This window comes from Flavobacterium sp. AC267 (genome assembly GCF_979258715.1).
This window is the reverse complement of record NZ_OZ409875.1, coordinates 1,841,200-1,866,852: the sequence shown is the minus strand read 5'-3', so window position 1 is coordinate 1,866,852 and position 25,653 is coordinate 1,841,200. Positions and strand designations below refer to the sequence as shown.

The 25,653-nt window shown below is 33.9% G+C and carries 20 protein-coding genes, 2 tRNA genes and 6 pseudogenes; 14 read left to right on the top strand and 14 right to left on the bottom strand.

Going from position 1 to position 25,653, the window contains the following annotated elements:
• Position 1 precedes the first annotated feature (1 nt).
• Entirely contained in the window at positions 2-322 is a 321-nt protein-coding gene (locus tag ACZZ95_RS09600; RefSeq protein WP_463468858.1) for a DUF6370 family protein, read from the top strand.
• Complete coding sequence (locus tag ACZZ95_RS09595; protein ID WP_463468857.1) at positions 322-897, top strand: Crp/Fnr family transcriptional regulator; 576 nt, start codon at positions 322-324, stop codon at positions 895-897. Before ACZZ95_RS09600 ends, ACZZ95_RS09595 begins: the two co-directional genes overlap by 1 nt.
• 77 nt (positions 898-974) lie before the next feature.
• Here ACZZ95_RS09595 and aceA read toward each other — a convergent pair whose 3' ends face one another.
• The 4 genes and pseudogenes from aceA to ACZZ95_RS09575 form a co-directional block, all read right to left on the bottom strand.
• Positions 975-2,255: an isocitrate lyase gene (gene aceA / locus ACZZ95_RS09590; RefSeq protein ID WP_463468856.1), complete on the bottom strand. Its 1,281-nt coding sequence runs from the start codon at positions 2,253-2,255 to the stop codon at positions 975-977.
• Between the two features lie 400 nt (positions 2,256-2,655).
• Positions 2,656-3,102 carry a hypothetical protein gene (locus ACZZ95_RS09585; RefSeq protein WP_463471650.1) on the bottom strand — a complete coding sequence of 149 codons (447 nt, stop codon included), beginning with the start codon at positions 3,100-3,102 and terminating at the stop codon, positions 2,656-2,658.
• Positions 3,094-3,856 (bottom strand): annotated as a pseudogene (locus ACZZ95_RS09580) (malate synthase A); the annotation flags it as partial. The gene ACZZ95_RS09585 and the pseudogene ACZZ95_RS09580, both read right to left, overlap by 9 nt.
• 223 nt (positions 3,857-4,079) lie before the next feature.
• Positions 4,080-4,259, bottom strand: coding sequence for a hypothetical protein (locus ACZZ95_RS09575; RefSeq protein WP_463468855.1), 180 nt, complete (start codon positions 4,257-4,259; stop codon positions 4,080-4,082).
• Between the two features lie 209 nt (positions 4,260-4,468).
• Here ACZZ95_RS09575 and ACZZ95_RS09570 point away from each other — a divergent pair, with 209 nt between their 5' ends.
• The 6 genes and pseudogenes from ACZZ95_RS09570 (at position 4,469) to ACZZ95_RS09545 (ending at position 9,560) form a co-directional block, all read left to right on the top strand.
• On the top strand, positions 4,469-5,950 hold the full coding sequence (locus ACZZ95_RS09570; RefSeq protein WP_463471649.1) for a helix-turn-helix domain-containing protein: 1,482 nt from the start codon (positions 4,469-4,471) through the stop codon (positions 5,948-5,950).
• Between the two features lie 5 nt (positions 5,951-5,955).
• Complete coding sequence (locus ACZZ95_RS09565) at positions 5,956-6,315, top strand: hypothetical protein (RefSeq protein WP_463468854.1); 360 nt, start codon at positions 5,956-5,958, stop codon at positions 6,313-6,315.
• Between the two features lie 394 nt (positions 6,316-6,709).
• On the top strand, positions 6,710-6,913 hold the full coding sequence (locus ACZZ95_RS09560) for a hypothetical protein (protein WP_463468853.1): 204 nt from the start codon (positions 6,710-6,712) through the stop codon (positions 6,911-6,913).
• Positions 6,870-7,463, top strand: coding sequence for an ankyrin repeat domain-containing protein (locus tag ACZZ95_RS09555; protein WP_463468852.1), 594 nt, complete (start codon positions 6,870-6,872; stop codon positions 7,461-7,463). The genes ACZZ95_RS09560 and ACZZ95_RS09555 overlap by 44 nt, the downstream gene beginning before the upstream one ends.
• Before the next feature lie 697 nt (positions 7,464-8,160).
• Positions 8,161-8,878 (top strand): annotated as a pseudogene (locus ACZZ95_RS09550) (pirin family protein).
• Positions 8,879-9,026: 148 nt separating this feature from the next.
• Positions 9,027-9,560 carry a YceI family protein gene (locus tag ACZZ95_RS09545; protein ID WP_463468851.1) on the top strand — a complete coding sequence of 178 codons (534 nt, stop codon included), beginning with the start codon at positions 9,027-9,029 and terminating at the stop codon, positions 9,558-9,560.
• A gap of 174 nt (positions 9,561-9,734) precedes the next feature.
• On the opposite strand, the gene ACZZ95_RS09540 is transcribed toward ACZZ95_RS09545, so the two are convergent.
• Positions 9,735-10,598, bottom strand: a complete 864-nt coding sequence (locus ACZZ95_RS09540) for a helix-turn-helix domain-containing protein (RefSeq protein WP_463468850.1) — start codon at positions 10,596-10,598, stop codon at positions 9,735-9,737.
• 236 nt (positions 10,599-10,834) lie between these two features.
• On the opposite strand from ACZZ95_RS09540, the gene ACZZ95_RS09535 reads away from it, so the two are divergent.
• On the top strand, positions 10,835-11,197 hold the full coding sequence (locus ACZZ95_RS09535; protein WP_095953425.1) for a DUF983 domain-containing protein: 363 nt from the start codon (positions 10,835-10,837) through the stop codon (positions 11,195-11,197).
• A gap of 72 nt (positions 11,198-11,269) precedes the next feature.
• Positions 11,270-12,147: pseudogene (gene fabD, locus ACZZ95_RS09530) on the top strand (ACP S-malonyltransferase).
• Between the two features lie 90 nt (positions 12,148-12,237).
• Here fabD and ACZZ95_RS09525 read toward each other — a convergent pair.
• From ACZZ95_RS09525 to ACZZ95_RS09510, 4 genes are all read right to left on the bottom strand, one after another.
• Positions 12,238-12,564 (bottom strand): hypothetical protein, encoded by a 327-nt coding sequence (locus tag ACZZ95_RS09525; RefSeq protein WP_463468849.1) that lies wholly within the window; start codon positions 12,562-12,564, stop codon positions 12,238-12,240.
• The gene (locus ACZZ95_RS09520; RefSeq protein ID WP_095953422.1) at positions 12,549-12,743 is read right to left on the bottom strand and encodes a hypothetical protein; all 195 of its coding nucleotides are present in this window, start codon (positions 12,741-12,743) and stop codon (positions 12,549-12,551) included. The genes ACZZ95_RS09525 and ACZZ95_RS09520 overlap by 16 nt, the downstream gene beginning before the upstream one ends.
• Before the next feature lie 132 nt (positions 12,744-12,875).
• Complete coding sequence (gene galE, locus ACZZ95_RS09515; RefSeq protein WP_463468848.1) at positions 12,876-13,889, bottom strand: UDP-glucose 4-epimerase GalE; 1,014 nt, start codon at positions 13,887-13,889, stop codon at positions 12,876-12,878.
• Between the two features lie 168 nt (positions 13,890-14,057).
• Positions 14,058-15,188 carry a DegT/DnrJ/EryC1/StrS family aminotransferase gene (locus tag ACZZ95_RS09510; RefSeq protein ID WP_463468847.1) on the bottom strand — a complete coding sequence of 377 codons (1,131 nt, stop codon included), beginning with the start codon at positions 15,186-15,188 and terminating at the stop codon, positions 14,058-14,060.
• Positions 15,189-15,323: 135 nt separating this feature from the next.
• Between ACZZ95_RS09510 and ACZZ95_RS09505 the strand changes: the two are divergent.
• A pseudogene (locus ACZZ95_RS09505) lies at positions 15,324-16,569 on the top strand (3-deoxy-D-manno-octulosonic acid transferase).
• A 682-nt stretch (positions 16,570-17,251) separates the two neighbouring features.
• Here the strand turns inward: ACZZ95_RS09505 and ACZZ95_RS09500 are convergent.
• From ACZZ95_RS09500 to mutS, 4 genes and pseudogenes are all read right to left on the bottom strand, one after another.
• Complete coding sequence (locus ACZZ95_RS09500) at positions 17,252-17,632, bottom strand: DUF1508 domain-containing protein (RefSeq protein ID WP_463468846.1); 381 nt, start codon at positions 17,630-17,632, stop codon at positions 17,252-17,254.
• A gap of 274 nt (positions 17,633-17,906) precedes the next feature.
• A tRNA-Leu gene (locus ACZZ95_RS09495) sits at positions 17,907-17,992 on the bottom strand.
• A gap of 15 nt (positions 17,993-18,007) precedes the next feature.
• Positions 18,008-18,080, bottom strand: a tRNA-Gly gene (locus ACZZ95_RS09490).
• Positions 18,081-18,243: 163 nt separating this feature from the next.
• A pseudogene (gene mutS, locus ACZZ95_RS09485) lies at positions 18,244-20,851 on the bottom strand (DNA mismatch repair protein MutS).
• Between the two features lie 157 nt (positions 20,852-21,008).
• Here mutS and ACZZ95_RS09480 point away from each other — a divergent pair.
• The 3 genes from ACZZ95_RS09480 to ACZZ95_RS09470 all read left to right on the top strand — a co-directional run bounded on the left by ACZZ95_RS09480 (position 21,009) and on the right by ACZZ95_RS09470 (position 24,286).
• On the top strand, positions 21,009-21,440 hold the full coding sequence (locus tag ACZZ95_RS09480) for a DUF1573 domain-containing protein (RefSeq protein ID WP_095953417.1): 432 nt from the start codon (positions 21,009-21,011) through the stop codon (positions 21,438-21,440).
• Positions 21,441-21,517: 77 nt separating this feature from the next.
• Positions 21,518-22,054, top strand: a complete 537-nt coding sequence (locus ACZZ95_RS09475) for an RNA methyltransferase (RefSeq protein WP_463468845.1) — start codon at positions 21,518-21,520, stop codon at positions 22,052-22,054.
• Between the two features lie 42 nt (positions 22,055-22,096).
• On the top strand, positions 22,097-24,286 hold the full coding sequence (locus ACZZ95_RS09470) for an Ig-like domain-containing protein (RefSeq protein ID WP_463468844.1): 2,190 nt from the start codon (positions 22,097-22,099) through the stop codon (positions 24,284-24,286).
• A gap of 103 nt (positions 24,287-24,389) precedes the next feature.
• On the opposite strand, the pseudogene folK reads toward ACZZ95_RS09470, so the two are convergent.
• Positions 24,390-25,525: pseudogene (folK, locus tag ACZZ95_RS09465) on the bottom strand (2-amino-4-hydroxy-6-hydroxymethyldihydropteridine diphosphokinase).
• Between the last annotated feature and the right edge of the window lie 128 nt (positions 25,526-25,653).

Here is a 25,653-nt window from a genome sequence, read left to right as displayed (position 1 = left end):
AATGAAAAAACTAATATTCATGATTTTCCTGTTTATCGGAATTTCAGCTCAAGCACAAGACAAAAAGAAATTTGATAAACCAACAATTGTAGAAGCTTCTTGCGGAGAATGCCAATTTGGAATGAAAGGCAAAAGTTGTGATTTAGCAGTTCGCATCGACGGAAAAACCTATTTCGTTGACGGCACAACTATTCATGATCATGGCGACGCACATGCCGATAACGGATTTTGTAATGCTGTTAGAAAAGCTTCTGTAACAGGAACAATCGAAAAAGATCGTTTTAAAGCAACTTCATTTACCTTAATCGACGATAAAAAATAATGGAGTTAATTCTTGAAAACATTGCCAAACACGTTTCATTGACGCCAGAAGAGCAAGCACTTTTTTTATCGAAACTAGAAACGAATATTTATAAGCCTAAAACAATTTTATTAAATGCCGGCGAAGTCTGCAAACATTCTTATTTTGTAAATTCAGGAATTTTAAGAAGCTTTAACATCAACGATAACATTGTAGAACATGTTTTATCTTTTGCCTGCGAGGGCTGGTGGATGAGCGATATGTACAGTTTTTTTTCGCAAAAACCCGGACAACTTTTTATTGAAGTTTTAGAAGAAGCAGAAGTAGTTTCTTTATCCAAAGAAAATCAGGAACAATTGTATTTAGAGATTCCTAAATTAGAGCGCTTCTTTAGAATTTTAATTGAGAATTCATTAGTTGCCAATCAACAGCGATTAATGGACAATTTAAGTTTACCAGCCGAAGAACGTTTTGAAAAGTTTACCACCAAATATGGATCTCTTGTTCATAAAGTTCCTCAAAAACAAATTGCTTCTTTCATTGGCGTAACGCCAGAATTTTTCAGCAAAATGAAAGCTCGACTTTTAAAAAAATAAGATTTTCCGCCACGAATTCACGAATTTTACTCACAAAGATTGTCAAAAATAATTCGTGAATTCGTGGCGGAAAAAAATTAAAATTGCTCAACCTCCGTAGAATGCTTCATCGCTGTTATTGAAGATCTTCCTATCATAACCGTATTTTGAACGGCGTCAAAATAAGAAGTCCCAACGAACGCTTGATGTTTTACCGCTCTAAATCCGTTTTTCTGTAAAGCAAATTCACGTTCCTGCAATTCAGAATATCCCGCCATTCCGCGTTCTTTGTATGCTTTAGACAATTCGAACATACTCGTATTCAAAGCATGAAATCCTGCCAAAGTAATGAACTGAAATTTATAACCCATTGTCGCCAAATCTTCTCTAAAGGTTTCCATTTCTGCAACCGTTAATTTTGCGACCCAATTAAAAGACGGAGAACAATTGTATGCCAGCATTTTATCTGGAAATTCTTTTATCATAGCGTCTGCAAACTTTTTCGCATAAACCAAATCTGGATTACTGGTTTCCATCCAAATCAAATCGGCATAAGGCGCGTAGCTTAAACCTCTAGCAATTCCTTGCTCGATTCCGTTTTTTACGTAGAAGAAACCTTCAGCAGTTTTTTCGCCAGTTAAAAATTTCCTGTCTCTTGGATCAGCGTCGCTTGTTAATAAATTTGTTGCATCAGCATCTGTTCTGGCAACGATTAAAGTGGAAACTCCCATAACATCTGAAGCCAAACGTGCCGCTATTAATTTATTAATCGCTTCTTGTGTTGGCACCAAAACTTTTCCGCCCAAGTGTCCGCATTTTTTGGCAGAACTTAGCTGATCTTCAAAATGCACTCCAGAAGCTCCAGCTTCAATCATTGATTTCATTAATTCGAAAGCATTTAGGTTTCCTCCAAAGCCAGCTTCGGCATCAGCCACAATTGGAACTAAATAATCTTTTTTATCCTCACTATTATTTACGGTCTGAATTTGGTCAGCACGCAACAAAGCATTATTGATTTTTTTCACTACCATCGGTACGCTGTTTACTGGATAAAGTGATTGGTCCGGATACATTTCTCCTGCCAGATTTGCATCAGCCGCAACTTGCCAGCCGCTTAAATAAATCGCTTCTAAACCCGCATCGACTTCCTGAATTGCCTGATTTCCAGTCAATGCGCCCAACCCGGCAACATAATCCTGACTTTTTAACTTTCTCCATAATTTTTGCGCTCCCATTTTTGCAATAGAATGCTCAATCTGATAAGAACCCTGAAGCGTTACTACTTCACTCGCAGTGTATGGGCGTTCAACCCCTTTCCATCTCGGGTTCGTAATCCAATCGTTAATCAATTCCTGAATTCTGTCTTCTGTTGTTTTCATAAATAGTTTAAGTTAAAGTGGTTAGTAAGTGTATAGTTTTCAGTCTCAGTTTTCAGTTTTGAACTGAGACTTATTTTTTCTTTGAGTTTAATTTTTAAACACATAGAGACATAGTCCATCTTTCTGGTTAAAGGTGTTTCACTTGTTTAAACAAACATAGCTATGTGTGAAAAACTAGTTTTTTTTAAAATTCTCTAAAAATTTAATTTTAAAGAACCATAAACCTATGTTTCTATGTGTTTAAAAAATAAACGCAACATTTATAAAAGAATTAAAATCTGCGTTATCTGCTACGCGAGCGATAGCGAACTGGCGAAGCAAATCTGCGTAAAAAAATATTCTCTCGCAGATTTAGCAGATACTGCAGATTTTTAATTTCTAATTCTCAATTTTTAATTGTTTATAGGTATTTGTAACATGGAATCGTCAAGAAATCGACGAAATCAGTATTTACAACTAATCTTTCCAATACTTTTTCAGCCAATGGAAATTGCTGTTTTTCGTGATTTTCTTCACCCAATTCTTCTTTGATTTTTCTGAATTCTTCTAAAGCTAATTCGTGATAATAAGCCAAATCTAATTTTCGTCCATTATCTAAAACCACTTTATTCTGAAGCCATTGCCACAATTGCGATCTCGAAATTTCAGCCGTTGCGGCGTCTTCCATTAAATTATGCAATGCGGCGGCGCCTTGTCCATTCAGCCATGAAGCGAGATACAAAACGCCAACATTTATATTTTTACGAACACCGTTTTCAGTAATGATTCCGATTGGTGGTTCAATCAGATCCCCTTCTGTGATTTTTCGATATTCTCTTTTAATATGAATCTGATTTGGAGTCGGCATTCCTTTATCAAAAATTTCTTTTGCCAGTGACACTAAATCCGGATGCGCCACCCAAGTTCCGTCGTGACCGTTTCGAACTTCACGTTCTTTATCGGTTTTTACTTTCGCGAAAGCGACAGCATTTGCTTCTTCATTATTGCGAATTGGAATCTGCGTGACCATTCCGCCAATCGCATGAATCCCGCGTTTATGACATCTTTGAATTACCAAATTGGAATAAGCATTCATAAAAGGCGAAGTCATATTTACCTGATCGCGATCTGGAACGATGAATTTTGGATTTTTTTCTAAACTTTTTGATGTAAGAGAAAATATAATCCCAGCGTCCGCAATTCAAGCCTACGATATGCTCTTTCAATTCATAAATAATTTCATCGAGCTGAAAACTTGCTGTTATGGTTTCAATTAAAACCGTCACTTTTATGGTTCCTCTTTTCAGTTTCAAATAATCCTCAGTAAAATTAATTACAGTATTCCACCAGTGCGCTTCCAGATAATGTTCTAATTTCGGAATGTAGAAATAGGGTCCTGAATTATTTTCTAAAAGTCTTTTATGATTATGAAAAACATACAAACCAAAATCTACTAAAGACCCCGAAACTTCTTTCCCTTCAATTAAAAGATGTTTTTCAGGCAAATGCAATCCTCTTGGTCGAACAATCAGTGTTGCGATTTTTTCATTTAAATGATAGGACTTTTGTTTCACCAAATTAGTAAACGTAATGGTTTTGTTGACTGCATCAATTAAATTCATTTGCCCCTCCATTAAATTTTGCCAGGTTGGAGAAGTACTGTCTTCAAAATCGGCCATAAAAGTCTTTGCTCCCGAATTCAAAGCGTTGATAATCATTTTGCGATCAACCGGTCCGGTGATTTCTACTCTTCGATCCAACAAATCTTTCGGAATTTCGCCTGCTGTCCAATTGCCTTCTCTAATACTTTTGGTTTCTGGAATAAAAACCGGCATGATTCCCTGATCAAAATTGACTTGTTTTTGATCGTAGCTGCAAAAGCAATAGTTTTCGCTGTGATTCGAATTTTCTATGCAGTTCAGTTATAAAAGCAATTGCTTCTTCGGTCCAGATCTTTGGATAACGAAGCTTCTTTTCGGCTAAAAACTCCATTGCCGTTTCGGTAATTTCTAATTGGTTTTTCATAGTCGCTGGTTTTTATTTTTAATTGGTCAGCTATGCAATCGCTTAGTCTATTTTGCCTTCCAAAAGACAATAATTTAATTAGCGATGTCATAGCTAATATATTTTATACTACAATGTTACAAAAAGTTTTTTATAAAAATAGCGAACGTTCGCTAAAATTTAAAAATATTTTTTTGGCGATTATTTGTAAATCAGTTACATTTGATATTATGGATATCGAAAAAGACTATATAAAGCTGATATTTGGACTTAAACTCAAGCAGGTCAGAACCCAAAAAAATCTTTCTCTTTTTGGTCTGGCCAAATTGACGAATCTTTCAAAATCGTATTTAAATGAGATTGAAAAGGGGAAAAAATATCCAAAAACAGATAAAATTCTTCTTTTGTGTCAACATTTAGATGTTCCTTACGATCAATTAGTGTCTTTAAAACTCGATAATAATCTCGCTCCCATTGGCGAAATTTTAAAATCTGGAATTTTAAAAGAGATTCCGCTTGAGCTTTTCGGAATTCAAGAAGCCGATTTAATTGATATTATTGCTAATGCTCCAGCAAAAGTCAACGCCTTTATTAGTACAATTATTGAAATTGCCCAACATTATAATTTAAGTCGCGAAAGCTTCTTTTTAGTCGCTTTGAGATCGTATCAGGAAGCGCACAGTAATTATTTTGAAGATTTAGAAGAGAAGGTAATTGCGTTTTCGAAATCCTTTCAAATTAATTTAGATTCTAAAATAAGGATTGAAGAATTAGAAGCGATTTTAAAAGAAGAATACGAATACAACATCAAAGAAATTGCTTTTACAGATCAGGAAGCTTTGGGTGATTTGCGATCGATTTATGTTCCGAAAAGCAAAACTTTATTACTTTCAACAGAACTCGACGGGTCGCAGAAAGCTTTTATTTTAGCAAAAGAAATTGCTTATAATTATTTAAAAATTTCAGACCGATTATTGACTTTCAGCTGGATTAAGTTTGAAAATTTTGATCAGGTTTTGAATAATTTTTACGCTTCTTATTTTGCAGGCGCTTTGTTATTGCCAAGAAAATTGGTTGTAGACAAAATCAACAATTTCCTAACTAATGAAAAACCGAATCCAGAAGAATTTGTTTCGTTAATTGAAAGCTTTGAGGTTTCGCCAGAGTCCTTTTATCAGCGCTTAACCAATTTATTACCGAAAGATTTTCAGCTGAAAAATTTATTCTTTTTAAGAATGTCACACCCCATTGGCTCGGATATTTATCAGATAAAAAAGGAACTTCACATTACGAATCAGCAGGAACCGCACGCTAACGAAACTAACGAGCATTATTGCAGAAGATGGGTTTCTGTAAAAACCATAAATGAAGCTATAAGTCAAAACAAATCTCATTTTTTTGATGCTCAAATTTCGAGTTATGTGCATAGCGGTAATGAATATTTGGTTTTTTCATCAGCAACAAAAGACCCTTTTGTAGAAAATAATATTCGCGACATTTCTGTTGGAATTTTAATTAATCCAACAATGAAAAAGAAATTTAAATTCATTGAAGGAAAACCTCTTATTAAACGAATTGTTGGCGTTACGTGCGAAACTTGCTCCGTGAAAGATTGTTTAGAAAGAGCCGCTCCTCCAATTGCCTTGGAAATAAAAAAACGCCACGACAACACGGATTTTGTTGTCCAGCAGTTTATTAATCAATACAGTTAGAAATCATGAAATATTTATTTATAATAGTAACCCTGCTTTCTATTAGCATAAACCAGAAAACAGACAAACTTAACGGGCGTTATAGTTATTTTATAGAAGAAAACAATTCGTATATCCAAAAAGATAAAATTACTTTTAAGGATAGTATTTTTGTGTTTGATAACAAGTTTATGCCCAAAGGAAAAATTTCTTATGGTAATACAATACTATTGGACAATTTCATCAATACAGATTTGATTATCAGCATTTCGAAAGATCAAATTCAAAAAGATACGATTCCGTTTTATATGCATGACAGGAAAAGTTCCTCTGTTAATTATCTTGATGAAGTGATTGGAAAAGGGAAATTGGTTAAGATAAAATAGTTTAGTTTTTTATATAATCTTGCAAAGTCGCGAAGTTTTATTTTCTTTGAACGCAATTGCTTAACGCAATCTTGTCATCCTGAGGAACGAAGGATCACACTCGGAACTCGGCAAAGATTGGCGATTATGCAGGTGGAATTTCTTGTGTGATCCTTTGTTCCTTAGGATAACAAATTGGAACCTTAAAGCCTTCTTGTTTTGAATTCAGGCAACTTCTTAAAACAAAAACTTCTCATTTAGCCCTGATACATCAGCTTATAGTTAATGCCGTTAAATCATTTTTTAATCTTTTATTTTTTGTAGTTTCGCTTCTTAAAAAGAAAGAATAATTTTACAAAATTTAGACGCCTAAAAAGTAACATCTAAATATAACCTGATTAAACTGTTTTTAATTATGAAAAAATTGAATGACACTATTCCTGAATTATTACAAAGAGGTTTAAATGCACAAGACGACCATTTACGCACTCCGCTAATTTTGGCAGTAATTACGAACGATATAGAAAGAGTTAAAGAATTATTAAAGCTTGGTGCTGACGTTTCAATTGTTGATTATGGAGGAGAAAATATATTACACTGTCGTCATTGCACGGGATAATTTAGAAATACTAAATATTATTCTTGACACAAATATCGATGTCAACCTGAAATCTATGGGTAAATATTTCAGTAGTACTGCCCTTCATTGCGCATCTGCAAAAGGATCACCAGTATCGGTACCAGTACTTCAAACGTTGCTGGAACATGGAGCAGATCCAAACATACAAGATAAGAAGAAAATGACTGCTTTGCATTGGGTTGTAGCATTTCAAGAGGAATTGGAAGCATTAAAAATTCTTTTGAAGTTTGGAGCTAATGTGAACAATAGAAACAATCAAGGAGTTACAGTATTAATGTCAGCGGCTATAAATGGAATTTTGGAATGTGTTCAAATTCTCGTTCTGGCTGGAGCAGAAATGAATGTTGCGGCAAAAGATGGTTTCACCGAACTTATGTGTGCCGCTTATTATGGCCATGAAGAAATTGCAAAATACCTGCTGGCAAATGGCGCAGACAAAAACGCGATAGCAAAAAAAGGAGAAACAGCACTTTCTATTGCTAAAAAGAAAAACTTTAATAGTATTGTTGATATACTCGAATCAAACTAAAATTTATTAATTTACAGATGAACTAATTCCATCACAATCTTGTAATCCTGAGGAACGAAGGATCACACTCGGAACTCGGCAAAGATTGGCGATTATGCAGGTGCAATTTCTTGTGTGATCCTTCGTTCCTTAGGATGACAAAACCGCGTGCTTACTTTGAGACTAAATGATTTTTTAGCAAAAACGTTGAAGGAACAAATCTTTGTCGAGTTACTTGCGGATATCTTTCCTTGGTCGAGATGACAAAACCGTGTGGTTACTGTGAGACCAAATAATTTTTTTAGCAAAAACTTTGAATAAACATATCTTTGTCGAGCTTCGAGTGTGATCCTTCGTTCCTCAGGATTGTACAAACTGGAACCTTTGAACCTCTGCAACTTTGAGTCTCTGCACCTTCTTATAAAAATGAAACTTCTAATTTAGCCCCGATAGAACTGGAAATCCTTTTATGCTGGGGTTCAGCATAAAAGATTGGAAGGTATAGCGGGACTTCAGGTCTTTTGAAAACCAAAATTTCTGTCGCCAAAAAACAAGAAAAACCTTTGAACCTTTGTAAATTTAAGTCTTTGCACCTAAAAACCTTAGCCTCTTAGAACCTCAGAAACTTAGAGCCTTAAAGAACTTAATCTAGATTAAGTGCTTTTCCTTGATGTTGGTCGTAAATTTGTACCATAATAATAACACAAAGGAAAACATCATGGAAAATATAGTATTACATAAAGCAGAAACAAGAGGAAACGCAAATCATGGATGGTTGAACGCTTATCACAGCTTTAGTTTTGCGAGCTGGTACAATCCAGATAGAATTCAGTTTGGAGCACTTCGTGTTTTAAACGATGACACGATTGCTGGGGGAATGGGTTTTGGAACGCATCCTCACGATAATATGGAAATCATTACGATTCCGTTAGAAGGTGATTTAGCTCACAAAGACAGCATGGGAAATACTGAAATCATTAAAAATGGAGATATTCAGGTTATGAGTGCGGGTACTGGAGTGCAAGCACAGTGAGTTTAATCCAAATGCAGATCAGCAGACTAAATTATTACAGATTTGGTTGTTTCCAAATAAGAGAAACGTTACGCCGCGTTACCAGCAAATTACTTTGGATGTTGCAGACAGACACAATAAATTATCTCAGATTTTATCTCCAAATGCAGATGATGAAGGTGTTTGGATTCACCAAGATGCCTGGTTTAACATGGGGAATTTTGATTCTGGCGTAAGTACTGAATATAAAATCAAAAAAGAAGGAAACGGAGTTTATGCTTTTGTTTTAAAAGGAAACGTTACGATCAACGGTCAGGAATTAAATACTCGTGATGCTGTTGGAATTTCAGGAACTGATATTTTAAACATTCAGGCAAATACTGATGCTGAATTTTTATTGATGGACATTCCGATGAACTATTAATTCGACAGCAATTTTTCAAACAACAAAAACAATACAAACGGACAAAATTATTCCTTTTCATTTCTTAATATAGGTTAAGTGCCGAATGAAGACACCTGATGTAACTTTGTCCTATCAAAATGAAATTAATTATTTAAAAATAAAAATTATGGCAACTACAAAATGGTCAATTGACCCAACTCACTCAGAAATTGGTTTTAAAGTTAAACACATGATGTTTACAAATGTTTCAGGAAAATTTGGAACTTACGATGCAACAATTACTACAGAAGGAGAAGATTTCGAAAACGGCGCGATTGAATTTTCTGGCGATATCGCTTCTATCGATACTGCAAATGCAGATAGAGACGGGCATTTAAGAAGTGCAGACTTTTTTGATGTAGAAAACAATCCAAAATTAACTTTCAAAGGTTCATCTTTCAAAAAAATTGATGCTGGTGATTACCAATTAACTGGTGATTTAACGATCAAAGGTGTTTCTAAAGAAGTGAAATTTCCTGTAGAATTTAGCGGTATCATGACTGATCCTTGGGGAAATACTAAAGTAGGTTTAAGCATAGAAGGAAAAATTAATCGTAAAGATTGGGGTTTAAACTGGAACTCAGCTCTTGAAACTGGAGGAGTTTTAGTTGGAGAAGAAGTAAAATTAAACATTGAATTACAATTTGTAAAACAAGCTTAATTTTAAAAATAGGTTTTAATTTGGTTGGTTAAAAAGCCTGCTCTTTTTAGGAAGTGCAGGCTTTTTTGTTTTTTGACTTGCCACGAATTACACGAATTTTCACTAATTTTTTATCTGCTAAGTGTACAAAAATTAATTCGTGGAAATTCGTGTAATTCGTGGCAAACTTAAAAATCATCGCACAGTATTTCGAAATTCTGTTGGTGACAATCCTGTTTGTTTTTTGAAGAATCGAGAGAAATACGAATAATCTTCGTAACCCACTTTAAAGGCGACTTCATTTACTGCTAATTGTTTATCAATCAGCATTCTTTTTATTTCGAGAATTACGCGGTCGGTAATCACTTCTGTCGCGGTTTTTTGGAGAATTTCATTGCAGATTCTGTTCAAATGCTTCAAAGTGATATTTAGTTTTTCTGCGTAGAAAGACGGCAGTTTTTCAGCTCTGAAATATTCTTCTAAAAGTGATTCAAATTTATTGATTTTAATATTGTACGAATGGGTTTGATGTGAATAGGTTTCGCTGTACTTTCTCGAAATTTCGATGTGAATGCAATCCAGCAGATTCAACAATTTATCCAATTGCAATTTATTATTTTGAAGATTTTCCTCAATCAATAAATTAAAATACGGAAGAATTTTTGGCATTTCATTTTCTTCAAAAACCATCTCAGGACGATTATGAATCGAATGATAAAAATTATAATCGTTGATATTTTTCTGTCCGAAATATAAATTATATAATTCCTGCGAAAAGATAATTACAAAACCTTCAATATCTTCAGACAAATTCCAATGATGCATTTGTCCTGGTCGCAAAACAAACAAACTTCCTCTTTTTATTTCAAATTGATCAAAATCGACCTCGTGTTGTCCTGAACCATTGGTGAAAAACACCATTAAATACGAATCATGACGATGTGGTTCTTCGACAAAGCTGTGACTCTTTAAATGTTCTTTAAATGTATTTACATAAAAATCACGATGAATATCATTGCGACTAAAATTCTGTACGCTGTAAATGGGATATCTTTTCATAACACGATTAAATTTTAGATTTTAGTCCCGAAGCCTCGGGATTAGATTGTAGATTTTTGGAATTTGGAATTTGGAATTTGGAATTTGGAATTTGGAATTTGGAATTTCTTTTTTTGGAATTTCTTTTTTTGGAATTTCAAACAACATGTCCTTATTGTGCTATAATACGCGAAGATATAAAAAAGACTTTTATCTTACTCTGAATTACCTTTGTATAAATAAAAACCATCAAGATCATGTCAAGTGCATTAACTCATATTCTAAGCAACGAATGTCCTGTTTGTCATAAAGGAAAAGTTTTTAAAGACAATAATATTTTTCTAACTTTTGGTTTACCAAAAATGAATGAATACTGCAGTCATTGCAATTACAAGTTCCAAAAAGAACCGGGATATTTCTTTGGCGCCATGTACGTAAACTACGGATTAACAGTCGCTCAAGGAATTGCAACTTATTGTATTGCTCAATTTTTCTTCGATCAAACATTTGATTTAAGAATCATTCCTATTATTGCTGTTGTCATTACTTTACTCACTTCTTTTAATCTCCGATTTTCAAGATTAGCATGGATTTATATGTTTAAAGATTATACGAGCTAAAAAAATACTATTTTTGCCTTCCAATTGAAACTAATTTTCAATTTTAAAAAAAGTAAAAATTAAATTAGACAAATGAAAGCATACGTATTTCCAGGTCAGGGCGCGCAATTTACAGGAATGGGCAAAGACTTATATGAAAACTCGGCTTTAGCCAAAGAATTATTCGAAAAAGCCAATGAAATTTTAGGTTTCAGAATTACAGATATTATGTTCGAAGGTACTGCCGAAGAACTAAAAGAAACTAAAGTAACGCGACCGGCTGTATTTTTACACTCAGTTATTTTAGCAAAAACTTTAGGCGAAGATTTTAAACCAGAAATGGTTGCAGGACATTCTTTAGGCGAATTTTCAGCATTGGTTGCCAACGGAACTTTATCTTTTGAAGATGGTTTGAAATTAGTTTCTCAACGCGCTTTGGCAATGCAAAAAGCGTGCGAAATCACCCCATCTACAATGGGCGCTGTTTTAGGCTTAGCGGATAATGTTGTTGAAGAAGTTTGCGCTTCTATTGACGGAGTTGTGGTTGCGAGCAAATTATAACTGCCCAGGACAATTGGTAATTTCTGGAGAGACTTCAGCTGTTGAAAAAGCTTGTGAAGCGATGAAAGCGAGCAGGAGCAAAACGTGCTTTAATTTTACCTGTTGGAGGAGCATTTCACTCACCAATGATGGAGCCAGCAAGAGAAGAATTGGTGCAGACGATTGAATCAACTACATTCTCTACTCCTATCTGCCCTGTTTACCAAAACGTTACTGCAAATGCAGTTTCTGATGCAGACGAAATCAAAAAGAACTTAATCATTCAATTGACTGCTCCTGTAAAATGGACTCAATCAGTTCAGCAAATGATCGCCGACGGCGCTACTTTGTTTACTGAAGTTGGTCCAGGAAAAGTATTAGCTGGTTTGATTAATAAAATTGATAAAGAAGCTGTTACTGCTAATGCTTAATTTTTAAGTATTCAGTCTCGGTTTTCAGTTTTCAGTTATCGATATTAAATAAAAAATCCTCATGAACTAAATGTTTATGAGGATTTTGTTTTATAGCTCTTTTGCTTCTTCGCTGTAATTATTTGTAATTCCTGTTATTACATAATTTTGGTTTCTTTTCTCAAAGAAAATATACCAAGTTGTTCTGACAGTTGGCTTGTAAAAAATATAATTTGAACCTAAATATTGAAGTGCTTTTGGGGTTTTCTTATGAGGAGTTTTTTTTATTCTTTCTGGTATTGCATTATGTATATCAGAAACATAATCTTCTGCAGATTCAATAAAACCAAAATATTCTTTTTTATATAACGTTACAACTAAATCATCTAGGTATCGAATTACTTCTGGCGTAAAAATAACTTCTATTTCCCCCACCATTCTCTAATTCTTCTAATAGATTCAGCCTTTGCTTGTTCCGGCGTTAACCCTCTTGCAAACTCAGCATCAAAATCAAAAGTTTCAGGATCTATTCCTTTAAATTTAGGTTTTTGAATTTCGTATTCTACTCTAGGCTCTTCAACCTTATCATTTTTTTTATCTTCTTTTTTCGAATTCATAATTCCTACAATTTTATCTTACAAAATTACAAAATAAATTGAATTAAAATAAAAATCCCAAATGATAAATTCATTTGGGATTTTTTATATTTAGTTTTCAACTAAAAACTTAAACTGCGACTGAAGACTAAACTAAGAGCGAACTTTCTGCTCCCATTTCCAAGCACTTGCCATTGCTTCGTCTAAACTTAATTCTGCTTTCCAGCCTAAAACGTTGTTTGCTTTATCTGTATTTGCATAAGCTTCGGTGATATCGCCTTCGCGACGAGGCTTAATTACGTATGGCAGTTTTTTATCGCTTACTTTTTCAAAACTCTGAATTACTTCCAAAACAGAACTTCCTGTGCCAGTTCCCAAATTAAACGTTTCAACCTTCGCTAAATTCTTTTTATTGAATAAACGCTTCAAAGCAATTACGTGCGCTTTCGCTAAATCGACAACGTGAATATAATCACGAACTGCGGTTCCGTCCGGCGTTGGATAATCATTTCCGAAAACAGATAATTCCTGACGCAGTCCCATTCCTGTTTGTGTTATAAACGGAACCAAATTTTGAGGAACTCCTAAAGGTAATTCTCCAATTTCTGTACTTGAATGTGCTCCAACCGGGTTAAAATAACGCAATAAAATCGCGCTGATATTAGTCACTTTAGCAGTATCTGTAATAATTTCTTCTCCAATTTGCTTCGTATTTCCGTAAGGAGACATTGCTGTCTGAACTGGAGCATCTTCTGTAATTGGCATTTTTTCGGCTTGACCGTAAACTGTACAAGAAGAACTAAAAATAAAACTTGCTTCCGGTTTTTGCTGTAATTCTTGTAAAAGATAAACTAAACTACTAATGTTGTTTTCATAGTATAATAACGGTCGCTCAACACTTTCTCCAACTGCTTTTGACGCTGCAAAATGAATAACCCCAGTAACATCATTGTGTTTTTTAAAGAAATCCTGAACGGCACTTTTTTCTCTTAAATCAATTTTTTCGAATAAAGGCGTTTTCCCCGTAATGGCAGTAATTCCTTTTAAAACATCTTCTGAAGAATTCGAAAGATTATCAATTATTACCACTTCAAAACCTTCATTTTGCAATTCGACTACCGTGTGAGAACCAATAAACCCAAGTCCTCCTGTTACTAATACTTTCATATATTTTTTTTAGATTATAGAAAATAGAATAAAGAATATAGATTTCAATTTCTATAATTCTTTTTCTATCATCCTTTATATTTCTATTCTCCTTATTCTATTCTCTTTGTTCTATTTTCTTTATTCTATTTTCTCTATTCTATTTTCTCTATTCTATTCTCTTTATTCTTATTTTAAAAACTCTAAGACAGAATCTGTAATAAATTTAATTTGTTCATCATCAAGTTCTGTATGCATTGGCAAAGCAATTACTTCTTGAACCAATTGATTTGTAACTGGAAATTGCTCTTCTTTATAACGAGGATCCACATATGCTTTTTGCGAATGCAATGGAATTGGGTAATAAATCGCACATGGAATTCCTTTGTCTAATAAATATTGCATTAAAGCATTTCGATCAGCATCTATAATTCTTAATACATATTGATGAAAAACATGATCATTTTCATCTGCATCAAAATCTGGTGTAATAATATGTGCATTTCCTGCAAAAGCCGCATTGTATTTTGAAGCCGCTAAACGACGCGCTTCATTATATTGATCCAATAAAGGAAGTTTTGCATTTAAAACCCCAGCTTGAATACTATCCAAACGAGAATTCACCCCTACAACATCATGATGGTATCGCTCGTACATTCCGTGATTTACAATTCCGCGGATTACATGCGCTAGTTTATCATCATTTGTAAAAATAGCACCACCATCTCCATAACATCCTAAATTTTTAGAAGGAAAGAAAGAAGTTGTCGCAACATGACCAATTGTACCCACCTTGCTTTTTGCTCCAGATTTAGAAATATAATCTGCACCAATTGCTTGTGCATTATCTTCGATTACATATAAATTATGCTCAGCGACAATTTCCATAATCGCATCCATATTAGCGACACGGCCAAATAAATGTACAGGAACAATTGCTTTTGTTTTTGGTGTGATTGCTTTTTTAACAGCGTCGATATCAATATTCATATTTACCATATCAACATCAACCAAAACTGGTGTTAATTGCAATAATGCAATTACCTCAACAGTAGCGACAAAAGTAAAATCGGCTGTAATAACCTCATCACCTGGCTTTAGGTCCAATCCCATCATTGCGATTTGCAGGGCATCAGTTCCATTTGCACAAGGAATAACGTGTTTTGCACCTAAATAATCTTCAAGATTTTTTTGAAATTGATGAACTAAAGGTCCGTTTATATAAGTATTTGTATCTAAAACCTCTTGAATTGAAGCATCTACAGTAGATTTTATTTTTTCATATTGACTTTTCAAGTCAACCATTTGAATTTTTTTCATTTTGAATACTATTTAAAAAGTAAAGATTCTATTATAGATAGAAATCTCTAAAAGGAGGAACAAAAATAGTTATTAATAGCTTCAAACCAATGAAAATAGTCGAAAGAAATGTAATTTAGTCGCAAAAATTATTACATGCTTTTTTTATACAATTTAGTCGTTTCTTTAGCGGGGTTTTTCCTTAGAATCATAGCGTTGTTTAGTCCAAAAATCAAGCTTTTTGTTGAAGGCCGAAAAAATGTCTTTGCAATTTTAGAAGAAAAAATAAAACCCGAAGACAAAACGATATGGTTCCATTCGGCTTCACTTGGCGAATACGAGCAAGGACTTCCTGTGATTGAAAAAATCAAAGAAAAATATCCTTCACATAAAATTATTGTAACCTTTTTTTCCCCTTCTGGATACGAAGTGCGTAAAAATAACACAGTTGCAGATATTACTATTTACCTTCCGTTAGACACAAAAAGCAATGCAAAGAAATTTTTAAAACTAGTTCATCCCGAACTTGCTTTTTTTATTAAATATGAATTTTGGCTCAATTATTTAAAAGAATTAGAGGAAAGCAAAACTCCAACTTATTTGATTTCAGGAATTTTCAGAGACAATCAAATGTTTTTTAAATGGTACGGAGGTTTTTACAGAAAAGCTTTAAAAGCATTTACTTTCTTTTTTGTCCAAAACGAAAGTTCTAAGCAAAAAATTCAATCCATTGGATTTGATAATGTAATTGTTTCCGGCGATACACGTTTTGATCGCGTTGTCGCCATTTTAGAAAGAGACAACAAACTGGATTATATCGAAAATTTCAAAAACAACAAAAAGACCATCGTCATTGGAAGTTCATGGCCTAAGGATGAAGTTTTAATAGCCGAATATATCAATCAAGCACCTGATGATGTTAAATTTATCATTGCCCCACACAATATTAAAGCTGATCAAATTTCAAACCTTAAATCACAAATTACAAAATCAACGGTTTTATTTTCAGAAAAAGAAAATAAGGATTTATCAAGTCGCGATGTTTTTATAATCGACACCGTTGGCCTTTTAACGAAGATCTACAGTTACGGAACAATTGCTTATGTGGGCGGTGGATTTGGAAATCCTGGAATTCACAATATTTTAGAACCTGCTTGCTTTCGGAATTCCAATTGTAATAGGACCTAATTATTCTAATTTCGCAGAAGCTATTTCTCTAGTAAACCTAGAAGGATGCACGGTTATTTCTAATATTAAAGAACTAAAAATCACTTTCGACCAACTACTACTTGATAATGAAGTATTTACAACTAGAAGCAGGATTTGTAAATCATTTATTCAAGACAATCAAGGAGCAACAGAAACCATTATAAAAAGCGTTTTAAAACCTCTTGAATCTTAAATTTTAGATCGATTACAGACTTTTTGCGATAATTAAATCCATAAAAATATATTTTTTGCACATTTGAAAGAATCGAATATTCTATAAAAAACAAAATAAACCACAACAAACGCAATTAAAAGAGCCAAAACAGCGATAGAATTTTCAACAAAAAATAAATTAGACAAAACATACCATAATATAATTTATTTTTGTTATTTTGGCATATTATTTGATAACTAAGATAATCGTGAGTAAGGAAAATATTTTAAAAAAAAAGTGAAAAAATATTTTACGTATTAAAAAATTTATATCTTTGCCACGAATTAATAATTAACCTTTTATAATAAAGTAAGATGAAAAAAGTATTTTTAAGTTTAGCTGTTGTTGCTGTTTTAACTGTTGTATCTTGTAAAAAAGCTGACAGCTGCTCGCTTCAGAAGTCGCTGTAGATTCTACTGCTGTTACTGTTGATTCAGTCGCTGCTGTTGTTGATTCAGTCTAGCTGCAACTGTTGATTCTGCTTCGCTGCTAAAGTTGATTCAGTCGCTGCTAAAGTAGAAGAAGTAAAAAAATAATTAGAACCTAAGTTCTAACGATTTTAAAACCATCTTTTAGATGGTTTTTTTTATGATTAATTTCGACATTAATCCTATTTCAATAATAATAAAAAAAAGCGTTTACAAATTGTAAACGCTTTTTTTTATTCCGCAACTTCATCTTCATTTTCCTCATCTTCATCACCAAAAATAGATTCACTTGACGAGAAATCCAAAATCTCCGATTTAGAAGAATAAGTCACAATCTCTTTTATACCTTTTTGCAAAAGCAATTCAGTACTGTATTTTCGACTTGTAGCAAAGTGAACTTCACCCAGCATCAATTTAAAAAAATACTTACCTCCAGACCCTTTAAACTTCAAAAACCTTGCAAGATCAATATTCTTCTTAAACTTTTCAATATCCTCCTCACACTCAAATCTCAATTCATAACTCAAACTCGTAAAGATAACCTTCCCCCTGCGCGAAGTAAATGTAAATTTATACTCATCATTAAACCGCTTGCTAATTACAAAAGCCCCCATTTACAATTTTAGATTTTAGATTGTTGATTGTTGATTGTTGATTGTTGATTGTTGATTGTTGATTGTTGATTGTTGATTGTTGATTGTTGATTGTTGATTGTTGATTGTTGATTGTTGATTGTTGATTGTTGATTGTTGATTGTTGATTGTTGATTGTTGATTGTTGATTGTTGATTGTTGATTGTTGATCACATATAAATTTACTGCGTAAATTTATTATTTCAAATTTAAATTTACACAATAAAAAAAGCCTCTTCAAAAGAAGAGGCTTTAGTACTCAGAGCGGGACTTGAACCCGCACGAACATTGCTGTTCACTGGATTTTAAGTCCAGCGTGTCTACCAATTTCACCATCCGAGCATAATATGGTTTTTGAGCGAAAAACGGGGCTCGAACCCGCGACCTCGACCTTGGCAAGGTCGCGCTCTACCAACTGAGCTATTTTCGCGTTTCAAATTCTATTTAAGAACTCTGCAATACTCAACTTGTTTCGTATTGCGAGTGCAAATTTAGGACATTTATTCAATTAAACAAGCGTTTTTTGAAAAAAAAGTTTACTTATTTTATAATGTTCTGATAACCTAAACTTTAAACTTGAAAATTTTTTGAAATTATTTTTTAACCAGCATTCTTTTGATTTCATTCAGCTTCATCAATGCTTCAACTGGTGTGATTGCATTAATATCTAGACTCAAAATCTCTTCTTTTATTTCTTCTAATAATGGATCATCCAAATTAAAGAAACTCATCTGCATTTCATCATTAGTCGCTTTTATTCCATGTAAAGCGTCACTCGAATGATTCTTCTCCAGCTTCTTTAAAAGTTTTTGTGCTCTAGAAATAACAAGTCGCGGCATTCCAGCCATTTTTGCTACGTGGATTCCGAAACTATGTGCACTTCCTCCTTTTACAAGCTTTCTAACAAACAAAACAGTATCTTTTAATTCTTTTACCGCGACGTTAAAATTCTGAATTCTAGGCATCGATTCTGTCATTTCATTCAACTCATGGTAATGCGTCGCAAAAAGTGTTTTTGCCCTGCCTGGATGTTCGTGCAAAAATTCGGCAATTGCCCAAGCAATAGAAATTCCATCATACGTACTAGTTCCTCTTCCAATCTCATCTAAAAGAACCAAACTACGATCTGAAATATTATTCAAAATCGAAGCCGTTTCATTCATTTCAACCATAAAAGTAGATTCACCCATCGAAATATTATCGGAAGCTCCTACTCTGGTAAAAATTTTATCCACAATTCCCATTCTAACGCTGTCTGCAGGAACAAAACTCCCCATCTGCGCCAAAAGTACAATTAAAGCTGTCTGTCTTAAAATAGCCGACTTACCAGACATGTTCGGACCCGTGATCATAATCAACTGCTGTGTTTCTCTATCAAGAAAAACATCATTTGCAATATAAGGTGTTCCTACCGGCAATTGTTTTTCAATTACTGGATGTCTTCCGTTTTTAATATCCAATTCAAACGTTTCGTCAATTTCTGGCTGTACATATTGGTTTTCAACTGCCATTTGCGTAAACGAACACAAACAGTCTAACTGCGCGACCAAATAAGCATTCATTTGAACCGGCTTAATATAAGTGCTAATCCAAGCTACTAATTGCTCAAAAAGCTCGCTTTCTATTTTATATATCTTTTCTTCAGCTCCTAAAATCTTGGTTTCATATTCTTTCAACTCTTCCGTAATATAACGTTCTGCGTTTACCAAAGTCTGTTTACGAATCCATTCTTCTGGAACTTTATCTTTATGCGTATTTCGAACTTCGATATAATATCCAAAGACATTATTAAATGAAATTTTCAATGAAGAAATCCCCGTTCTTTCTGATTCTCTTTTTTCAATTCCTTCCAAAAATTCTTTTCCAGAAGTTGAGATCGCACGAAGCTCATCCAATTCTTCACTAATCCCGCTTGCAATTGCATTTCCTTTTGAGATTGCAACCGGCGCATCTTGATTTAAGGTAGTTTTAATTTTTTCGCGAAGAAGCTCACAAGCATGCAGACTATCTCCAATTACTTTCACCGCTTCCTGCGGACTTTCGAGCGCAAGTGTTTTTATCGGAATAATAGCGCCTAGGGATTCTTTCAAATAAACAATTTCTCTAGGCGATACTTTTCCTGCTTGCTATTTTAGAAATCAAACGTTCCAAATCTGAAATCTGCTTAATTTGATATTGAATATTATGCAGAATTTCTGGATTCGATTTCAAGTAAGCCACAACTTCATGTCGGCTTTTCACTTTATTTGCATCTTTTAAAGGAAGCGCAAGCCAGCGTTTTAACAAACGTCCTCCCATTGGAGAAAGTGTTTTATCTATAACATCCAAAAGCGTAACTGCATTTGGATTATAACTATGGTATAATTCTAAGTTTCTAATCGTAAAACGATCCATCCATACATACGCATCTTCTGCAATACGCTGAATCGCCGTGATATGCTGTACACGATTGTGTTGTGTTTCTGATAAATAATACAAAATAGCACCAGAAGCAATAATTCCTTCTTTCAATTCCTCAACCCCAAACCCTTTTAAAGAAACGGTTTGAAAATGTTTTGTCAGTGTTTCTAAAGCATAATCTTCTTTATAAATCCAGTCTTCTAGATAAAAACTATGAAAATCTTCACCAAAAGCACTTTTAAAATCGCCTTTATTATTCTTTGGGACCAAAACCTCACTTGGATTAAAGTTCTGTAATAATTTATCAATGTATTCGGCATTTCCCTGAGCAGTTAAAAACTCTCCTGTTGAAACATCCAAAAAAGCAACCCCAATATTTTTATTGGCAAAATAAACAGATGCTAAAAAGTTATTTGATTTTGAATGCAATACTTCATCATTTAAAGAAACACCAGGAGTTACAAGTTCCGTTACGCCTCTTTTGACAATTGTTTTAGTCATTTTTGGATCTTCAAGCTGATCACAGATTGCTACTCGAAGTCCAGCTTTAACTAGTTTTGGCAGATAGGTATTTACAGAATGATGCGGAAAACCAGCCAGAGCTGTTTCAGTTTCAGACCCTGCTCCTCTTTTAGTTAGTGTTATTCCTAAAATTTTTGAAGCTCTAATGGCGTCTTCTCCAAAGGTTTCATAAAAATCTCCTACTCTGAAAAGCAGACATGCATCAGGATATTTAGCCTTGATTTCGTTGTACTGTTTCATTAAAGGTGTTTCTTTCACCACTTTCTCTTTAGTTGCCAAATTATTATGTTTTAAATGAAAAATTAAGACAGCGAATTTAAGATTTTTTGACGGCATATCGAAAACTTCAAAAATTAAAATATTTTAAGATATTTTTAGGTTGTGATTTAAGATTTTTACATAGCTTTGTTTATCATTAAAAAAGACCCTAGAAACAATGAAAAAAATAATTTTATTCGCTATGTTAGCTGTAGCTGGTATTACGGCTACGAATGCACAAACAACTAAAAAAGCTAAGACTGCTAAAGTTGCAAAAGTTGAAGGAGCTGGAATGGCTTTTGAAACTGAAACTATCGATTACGGAACTATCGCTCACAATGCTGATGGAAAACGTGAGTTTGTTTTTGTAAACAACGGAACTAAACCATTGATTATTACAAACACTCAAGGATCTTGCGGATGTACTGTTCCAACTACTCCAAAAGAGCCAATCGCACCAGGTGCTAAAGGTGTTATCGGTGTAAAATATGCTACTGACAGAGTTGGTGCTTTTACAAAAACGGTAACTGTTACTTCTAACGCAGAAGGACAGCCTACAAAAACCCTTACTATTAAAGGTACTGTTTTACCAGATCCAGTAAAAAGCTAATCTGAAAAACATTTAAAATAAATCGAAAAAGCTTCCTTATCTTTGGAAGCTTTTTTTATGACTTGAATTCAACACCAATGAGAAAACTCGAAAACAGCGAACTGGACCGCAAATCAATTGAAGATTTTAAGAAATCTGAAAAAACACCTCTAATATTAGTTTTAGATGATATCCGAAGCCTTCATAATATTGGTTCTGTTTTTAGAACTGCAGATGCGTTTTTGATCGAAAAAATAATCTTATGCGGTATTACTGCAACTCCTCCAAATAAAGAAATTCATAAAACTGCTTTAGGTGCAACTGAAACTGTCATTTGGGAACATCATGAAAATGTCCTTGAAGTTATTGAAAATCTCAAAAAAGAAAATGTTCTAACAATGGCAATAGAGCAGGTCGAAAGTGCGATTTTTCTTCAAGATTTTAAAACTGAAAAAAATCAAAAATATGCATTGGTTTTTGGTAATGAAGTATATGGTGTAGCCCAAGAAGCCGTTGCAATATGCGACGGATGTATTGAAATTCCTCAGCTTGGAACCAAACACTCTCTTAATATTGCAGTAAGTGCTGGAATTGTGGTTTGGGATTTATTTCAAAAAATAAACTGGTCAAAATAGAAATTTATTTTTTTATAATTTATTAGTTGATATTTTTAACGAATGAAAAATATCAAATTACCAGTTATTCTTCTTTTGTTTTACGCTTTAAGTTTTAATTTTTCAATTGCAAATGAAAATAGAGAAACTTTTAACAAAAACAATGCACTAACTTCAAAACATCCCATAAAACCAAAAATAAAAAAGTCAAAAAAAAATAATTTTGTAATTGATCCGCCTAAACTTATTGCGCAAGGAGATCAAATTTACTGCCCGCAGACTTCTATCAATATTGTTACTGATTTTACCATTAATCACGATCCTGCAGAAAATGGAACACAAGTACTTTATATTCAAATCTCATCAGGATATTCCAGTGGTTTTGATCAATTAGAATTAACAAATGCGTCGTTACATCCAAATATTGTAACGAGTTGGGACGCAACTTCTGGAAAATTAAGATTGTCTGGATTAAACGCGGCTACTGAAACACCTTATGCTGATTTTGTTGCGGCTGTAAAAGATGTTGTATTTAACAATTCGGTCGCGACGGCTTCTGGAACAAGAACATTTTCTATCACAATAGGACAAGCCAATTATCTTCCTTCTACGGGACATTATTATTTATTTATTCCGAATGTGGGAGTCACTTGGACAAATGCAAGAGATTTAGCTTCGGCAAGTACTTATTATGGACTTCAAGGATATTTAGCCACTATTTCATCAACAGATGAAGCCAAACTAATAGGTGAACAAGCTTCTGGAACAGGATGGATTGGAGGAAGCGATGCTGAAACAGAAGGTATTTGGAAATGGGTAACCGGCCCTGAAGCTGGAACTATTTTCTGGAATGGAAACGCAAATGGCTCAACTCCAAATTTTGCATTTTGGAATTCGGGCGAGCCCAACCAACAAGGAGATGAGGACTATGCCCATATTACACAGCCAGGTGTTGGAATAAGAGGCTCTTGGAATGATTTATCAAACACTGGAGACTCGAATGGTAACTATCAGCCAAAAGGATATGTTGTAGAATATGGCGGCATGCCGGGCGAAGTTCCTTTAGAAATTGCCGCAAGTACCAAAATTACTATTCCAGTCGCAACTCCAGCTACTAATCTGAACGCTGTTTGCGATTCAGGAACTTTTACGTTTAATGCAACAGCAACGATCGGAGCAACAATTCGTTGGTTTGATACTGCAATTGGGGGTAATTTATTAGGAACGGGAACTTCTTACACAACTCCATCAATAAGTACAACTACAACTTATTATGTAGATGCAGGTTGCGAATCAAACCGAAAATCTGTAACTGCTGTTGTAAATACTACTCCGACAACACCTGTTGCAGAACAAAGTTCTTATTCTAACTGCGGACCTGGAACTGTCACTATGAAAGCGACTTCAAATATTGGAATAATTAATTGGTTTACAACTGCTACAGGAGGTAATAGTGTGTTCACAGGAAGTAGTTTTACAACTCCCACAATTTCAACCAATACAACTTATTATGCCGAAGCTTCAAACAATGGCTGTATTAATTCTACTCGAACTCCTATAGATATCCTAATTTATACACCGCCTGTTATTACGAACGAAACCTTTCCTTTATGCCAGCTTCAAACCATAACACTGGACGCTGGAATTTCTGGAATGAATTATCTTTGGTCAAATGGAGCAACAACACAAACTATTACTGTTAATGCAGGCGGAACTTATACCGTAGATGTTAGTAGCCCTGCTCCTGAAAATTGCACCAGCAGAAAAACTATTATTGTCGAAGAACACAAAATACCACAGATAGATCGTATCGATGTTGAAGGAACAAGAGCTATAATTTATCCTGTTAAAGCTGAAGATTATTTTGAGTATTCTGTAGATGGAATTAATTTTCAAGATTCTAACATTTTTTTTGATGTTCCCGGCGGACTTCAAACGGCATATGCACGTGAAAAAAGTGGTCGCGGACAAGCCACAAAACAATTTGTAGTTCTTGTTTTTCCTCCATTCTTTACTCCTAACAACGATACTTTTAACGATATTTGGGAAGTTACCGGCATGGAAAATTATCCACAGGCAGAAGTCACAATTTTTGATCGATACGGAAAATTAGTTGTCCAATTAAGCAGATCAAAAATGAGCTGGGACGGTAATTTAAACCAAGTCCCGCTTCCCGCTTCTGATTATTGGTACGCCTTAAAAATAGACGATACAATGCCTATTTTACGAGGTCATTTTACTTTAAAGAGATAGTTTTAATTAGAAAATGTGTCAATTTAGAATTAGAAAATGTGTCAATTTGAAAATTAGATAAATAAATATACATAAAGAATTATCTAATTTACTAATTACCACATTAGTTCAACTTCTTCTTGATTTCATCTAAAATAAAAACATAATCTTCGTGTTTTTTTACAAAATCACGGTCAGATACATCAATGATTAAAACATTCAAATCGGTTTGTGATTTTATATATTCTAAATAGCCGTTGTTAATTTTTTCTAAATAAGAAGCTTCGATATTCTGTTCGTAAGTGCGTCCTCGTTTCTTGATGTTTTGCGCTGACCGTTCTGTATTTTGATATAAATAAACATACAGATCTGGTTTTGGCATTTCTTTGTAAATAATATCAAATAAATTTCTGTACAAACGATATTCGTCTTCCTGCAAAGTAATCTTAGCAAAAATCAAAGATTTAAAAATATGATAATCGGCTACTATAAAATCTTTAAACAAATCGAACTGCGCCAAATCATCTGATAACTGCTGATAACGATCGGCTAAAAAGGACATTTCTAGAGGAAAGGCATATCTGTTTTGATCTTTATAAAATTTTGGCAGAAACGGATTATCGGCAAATCTTTCTAAAACCGTTTTGGCATTAAAATCTTCGGCGATTTTATGCACTAAAGTTGTTTTACCGGCACCAATATTGCCTTCAAAAGAAATATAATTAAATTGACTCAACGGGATTTCGTTAAGTGGATTTTTCAAATCCTGAACCACTGTACAAACACTTTCATCTGGAGAAACAGCAATTAATTCCGCGATAGTTTTCTGCAGAATGGGATGTCTCCAATTCAACTTTAAGTCTTTCATCGGCAGTAAAACAAAATTTCTGTTTTGCATTAGCGGATGCGGAATCTGAAGTTTCTCCGAATCAATAATTTCATTATCAAAAACAATCAAATCAACATCGATAATTCTGGACTGATAACCTTCTTGATTCAAGCGGATTCTTCCTAATTCTTTTTCAACTTTTAAAACTTGATTTAGTATTTTTTGTGCAGACGAATTGGTATGCAAAAGAAGTGCACAATTATAAAATGCATCGCTCTCAAAACCCCACGCAGGAGTTTCGTAAAGTTTGGAAACCTGAATGACAGTGCCGACCTTTTGATGGATTAAATCAATACAATTTTGGATGTTTTCTAATCTCGTCAGCCTTGGTTGCTGCCTATCGATAAAACGACTTGATGCTGTAATTTCATAATTAATGCAAATTAACTAAAACTATTTTAGAATTAACCAATATATTTGTGAAACGACACCTTAGATTTTATCTAAATCTTAGATGTCTAATTTGTAACAATTTGCCCTTTTTCGCTACTTATTAAAA

Coding starts and splice junctions, on each gene's coding strand:
- ACZZ95_RS09475 (WP_463468845.1), top strand. CDS start 21,518: ATGAGAAAACTCGAAAACAGCGAACTGGACCGCAAATCAATTGAAGAT.
- aceA (WP_463468856.1), bottom strand. CDS start 2,255: ATGAAAACAACAGAAGACAGAATTCAGGAATTGATTAACGATTGGATT.
- ACZZ95_RS09480 (WP_095953417.1), top strand. CDS start 21,009: ATGAAAAAAATAATTTTATTCGCTATGTTAGCTGTAGCTGGTATTACG.
- ACZZ95_RS09470 (WP_463468844.1), top strand. CDS start 22,097: ATGAAAAATATCAAATTACCAGTTATTCTTCTTTTGTTTTACGCTTTA.
- ACZZ95_RS09565 (WP_463468854.1), top strand. CDS start 5,956: ATGAAATATTTATTTATAATAGTAACCCTGCTTTCTATTAGCATAAAC.
- ACZZ95_RS09600 (WP_463468858.1), top strand. CDS start 2: ATGAAAAAACTAATATTCATGATTTTCCTGTTTATCGGAATTTCAGCT.
- ACZZ95_RS09540 (WP_463468850.1), bottom strand. CDS start 10,598: ATGAAAAGATATCCCATTTACAGCGTACAGAATTTTAGTCGCAATGAT.
- ACZZ95_RS09510 (WP_463468847.1), bottom strand. CDS start 15,188: ATGAAAAAAATTCAAATGGTTGACTTGAAAAGTCAATATGAAAAAATA.
- ACZZ95_RS09545 (WP_463468851.1), top strand. CDS start 9,027: ATGGCAACTACAAAATGGTCAATTGACCCAACTCACTCAGAAATTGGT.
- ACZZ95_RS09555 (WP_463468852.1), top strand. CDS start 6,870: ATGGAGGAGAAAATATATTACACTGTCGTCATTGCACGGGATAATTTA.
- ACZZ95_RS09535 (WP_095953425.1), top strand. CDS start 10,835: ATGTCAAGTGCATTAACTCATATTCTAAGCAACGAATGTCCTGTTTGT.
- ACZZ95_RS09560 (WP_463468853.1), top strand. CDS start 6,710: ATGAAAAAATTGAATGACACTATTCCTGAATTATTACAAAGAGGTTTA.
- ACZZ95_RS09525 (WP_463468849.1), bottom strand. CDS start 12,564: ATGGTGGGGGAAATAGAAGTTATTTTTACGCCAGAAGTAATTCGATAC.
- ACZZ95_RS09520 (WP_095953422.1), bottom strand. CDS start 12,743: ATGAATTCGAAAAAAGAAGATAAAAAAAATGATAAGGTTGAAGAGCCT.
- ACZZ95_RS09500 (WP_463468846.1), bottom strand. CDS start 17,632: ATGGGGGCTTTTGTAATTAGCAAGCGGTTTAATGATGAGTATAAATTT.
- galE (WP_463468848.1), bottom strand. CDS start 13,889: ATGAAAGTATTAGTAACAGGAGGACTTGGGTTTATTGGTTCTCACACG.
- ACZZ95_RS09585 (WP_463471650.1), bottom strand. CDS start 3,102: ATGCCGACTCCAAATCAGATTCATATTAAAAGAGAATATCGAAAAATC.
- ACZZ95_RS09575 (WP_463468855.1), bottom strand. CDS start 4,259: ATGAAAAACCAATTAGAAATTACCGAAACGGCAATGGAGTTTTTAGCC.
- ACZZ95_RS09595 (WP_463468857.1), top strand. CDS start 322: ATGGAGTTAATTCTTGAAAACATTGCCAAACACGTTTCATTGACGCCA.
- ACZZ95_RS09570 (WP_463471649.1), top strand. CDS start 4,469: ATGGATATCGAAAAAGACTATATAAAGCTGATATTTGGACTTAAACTC.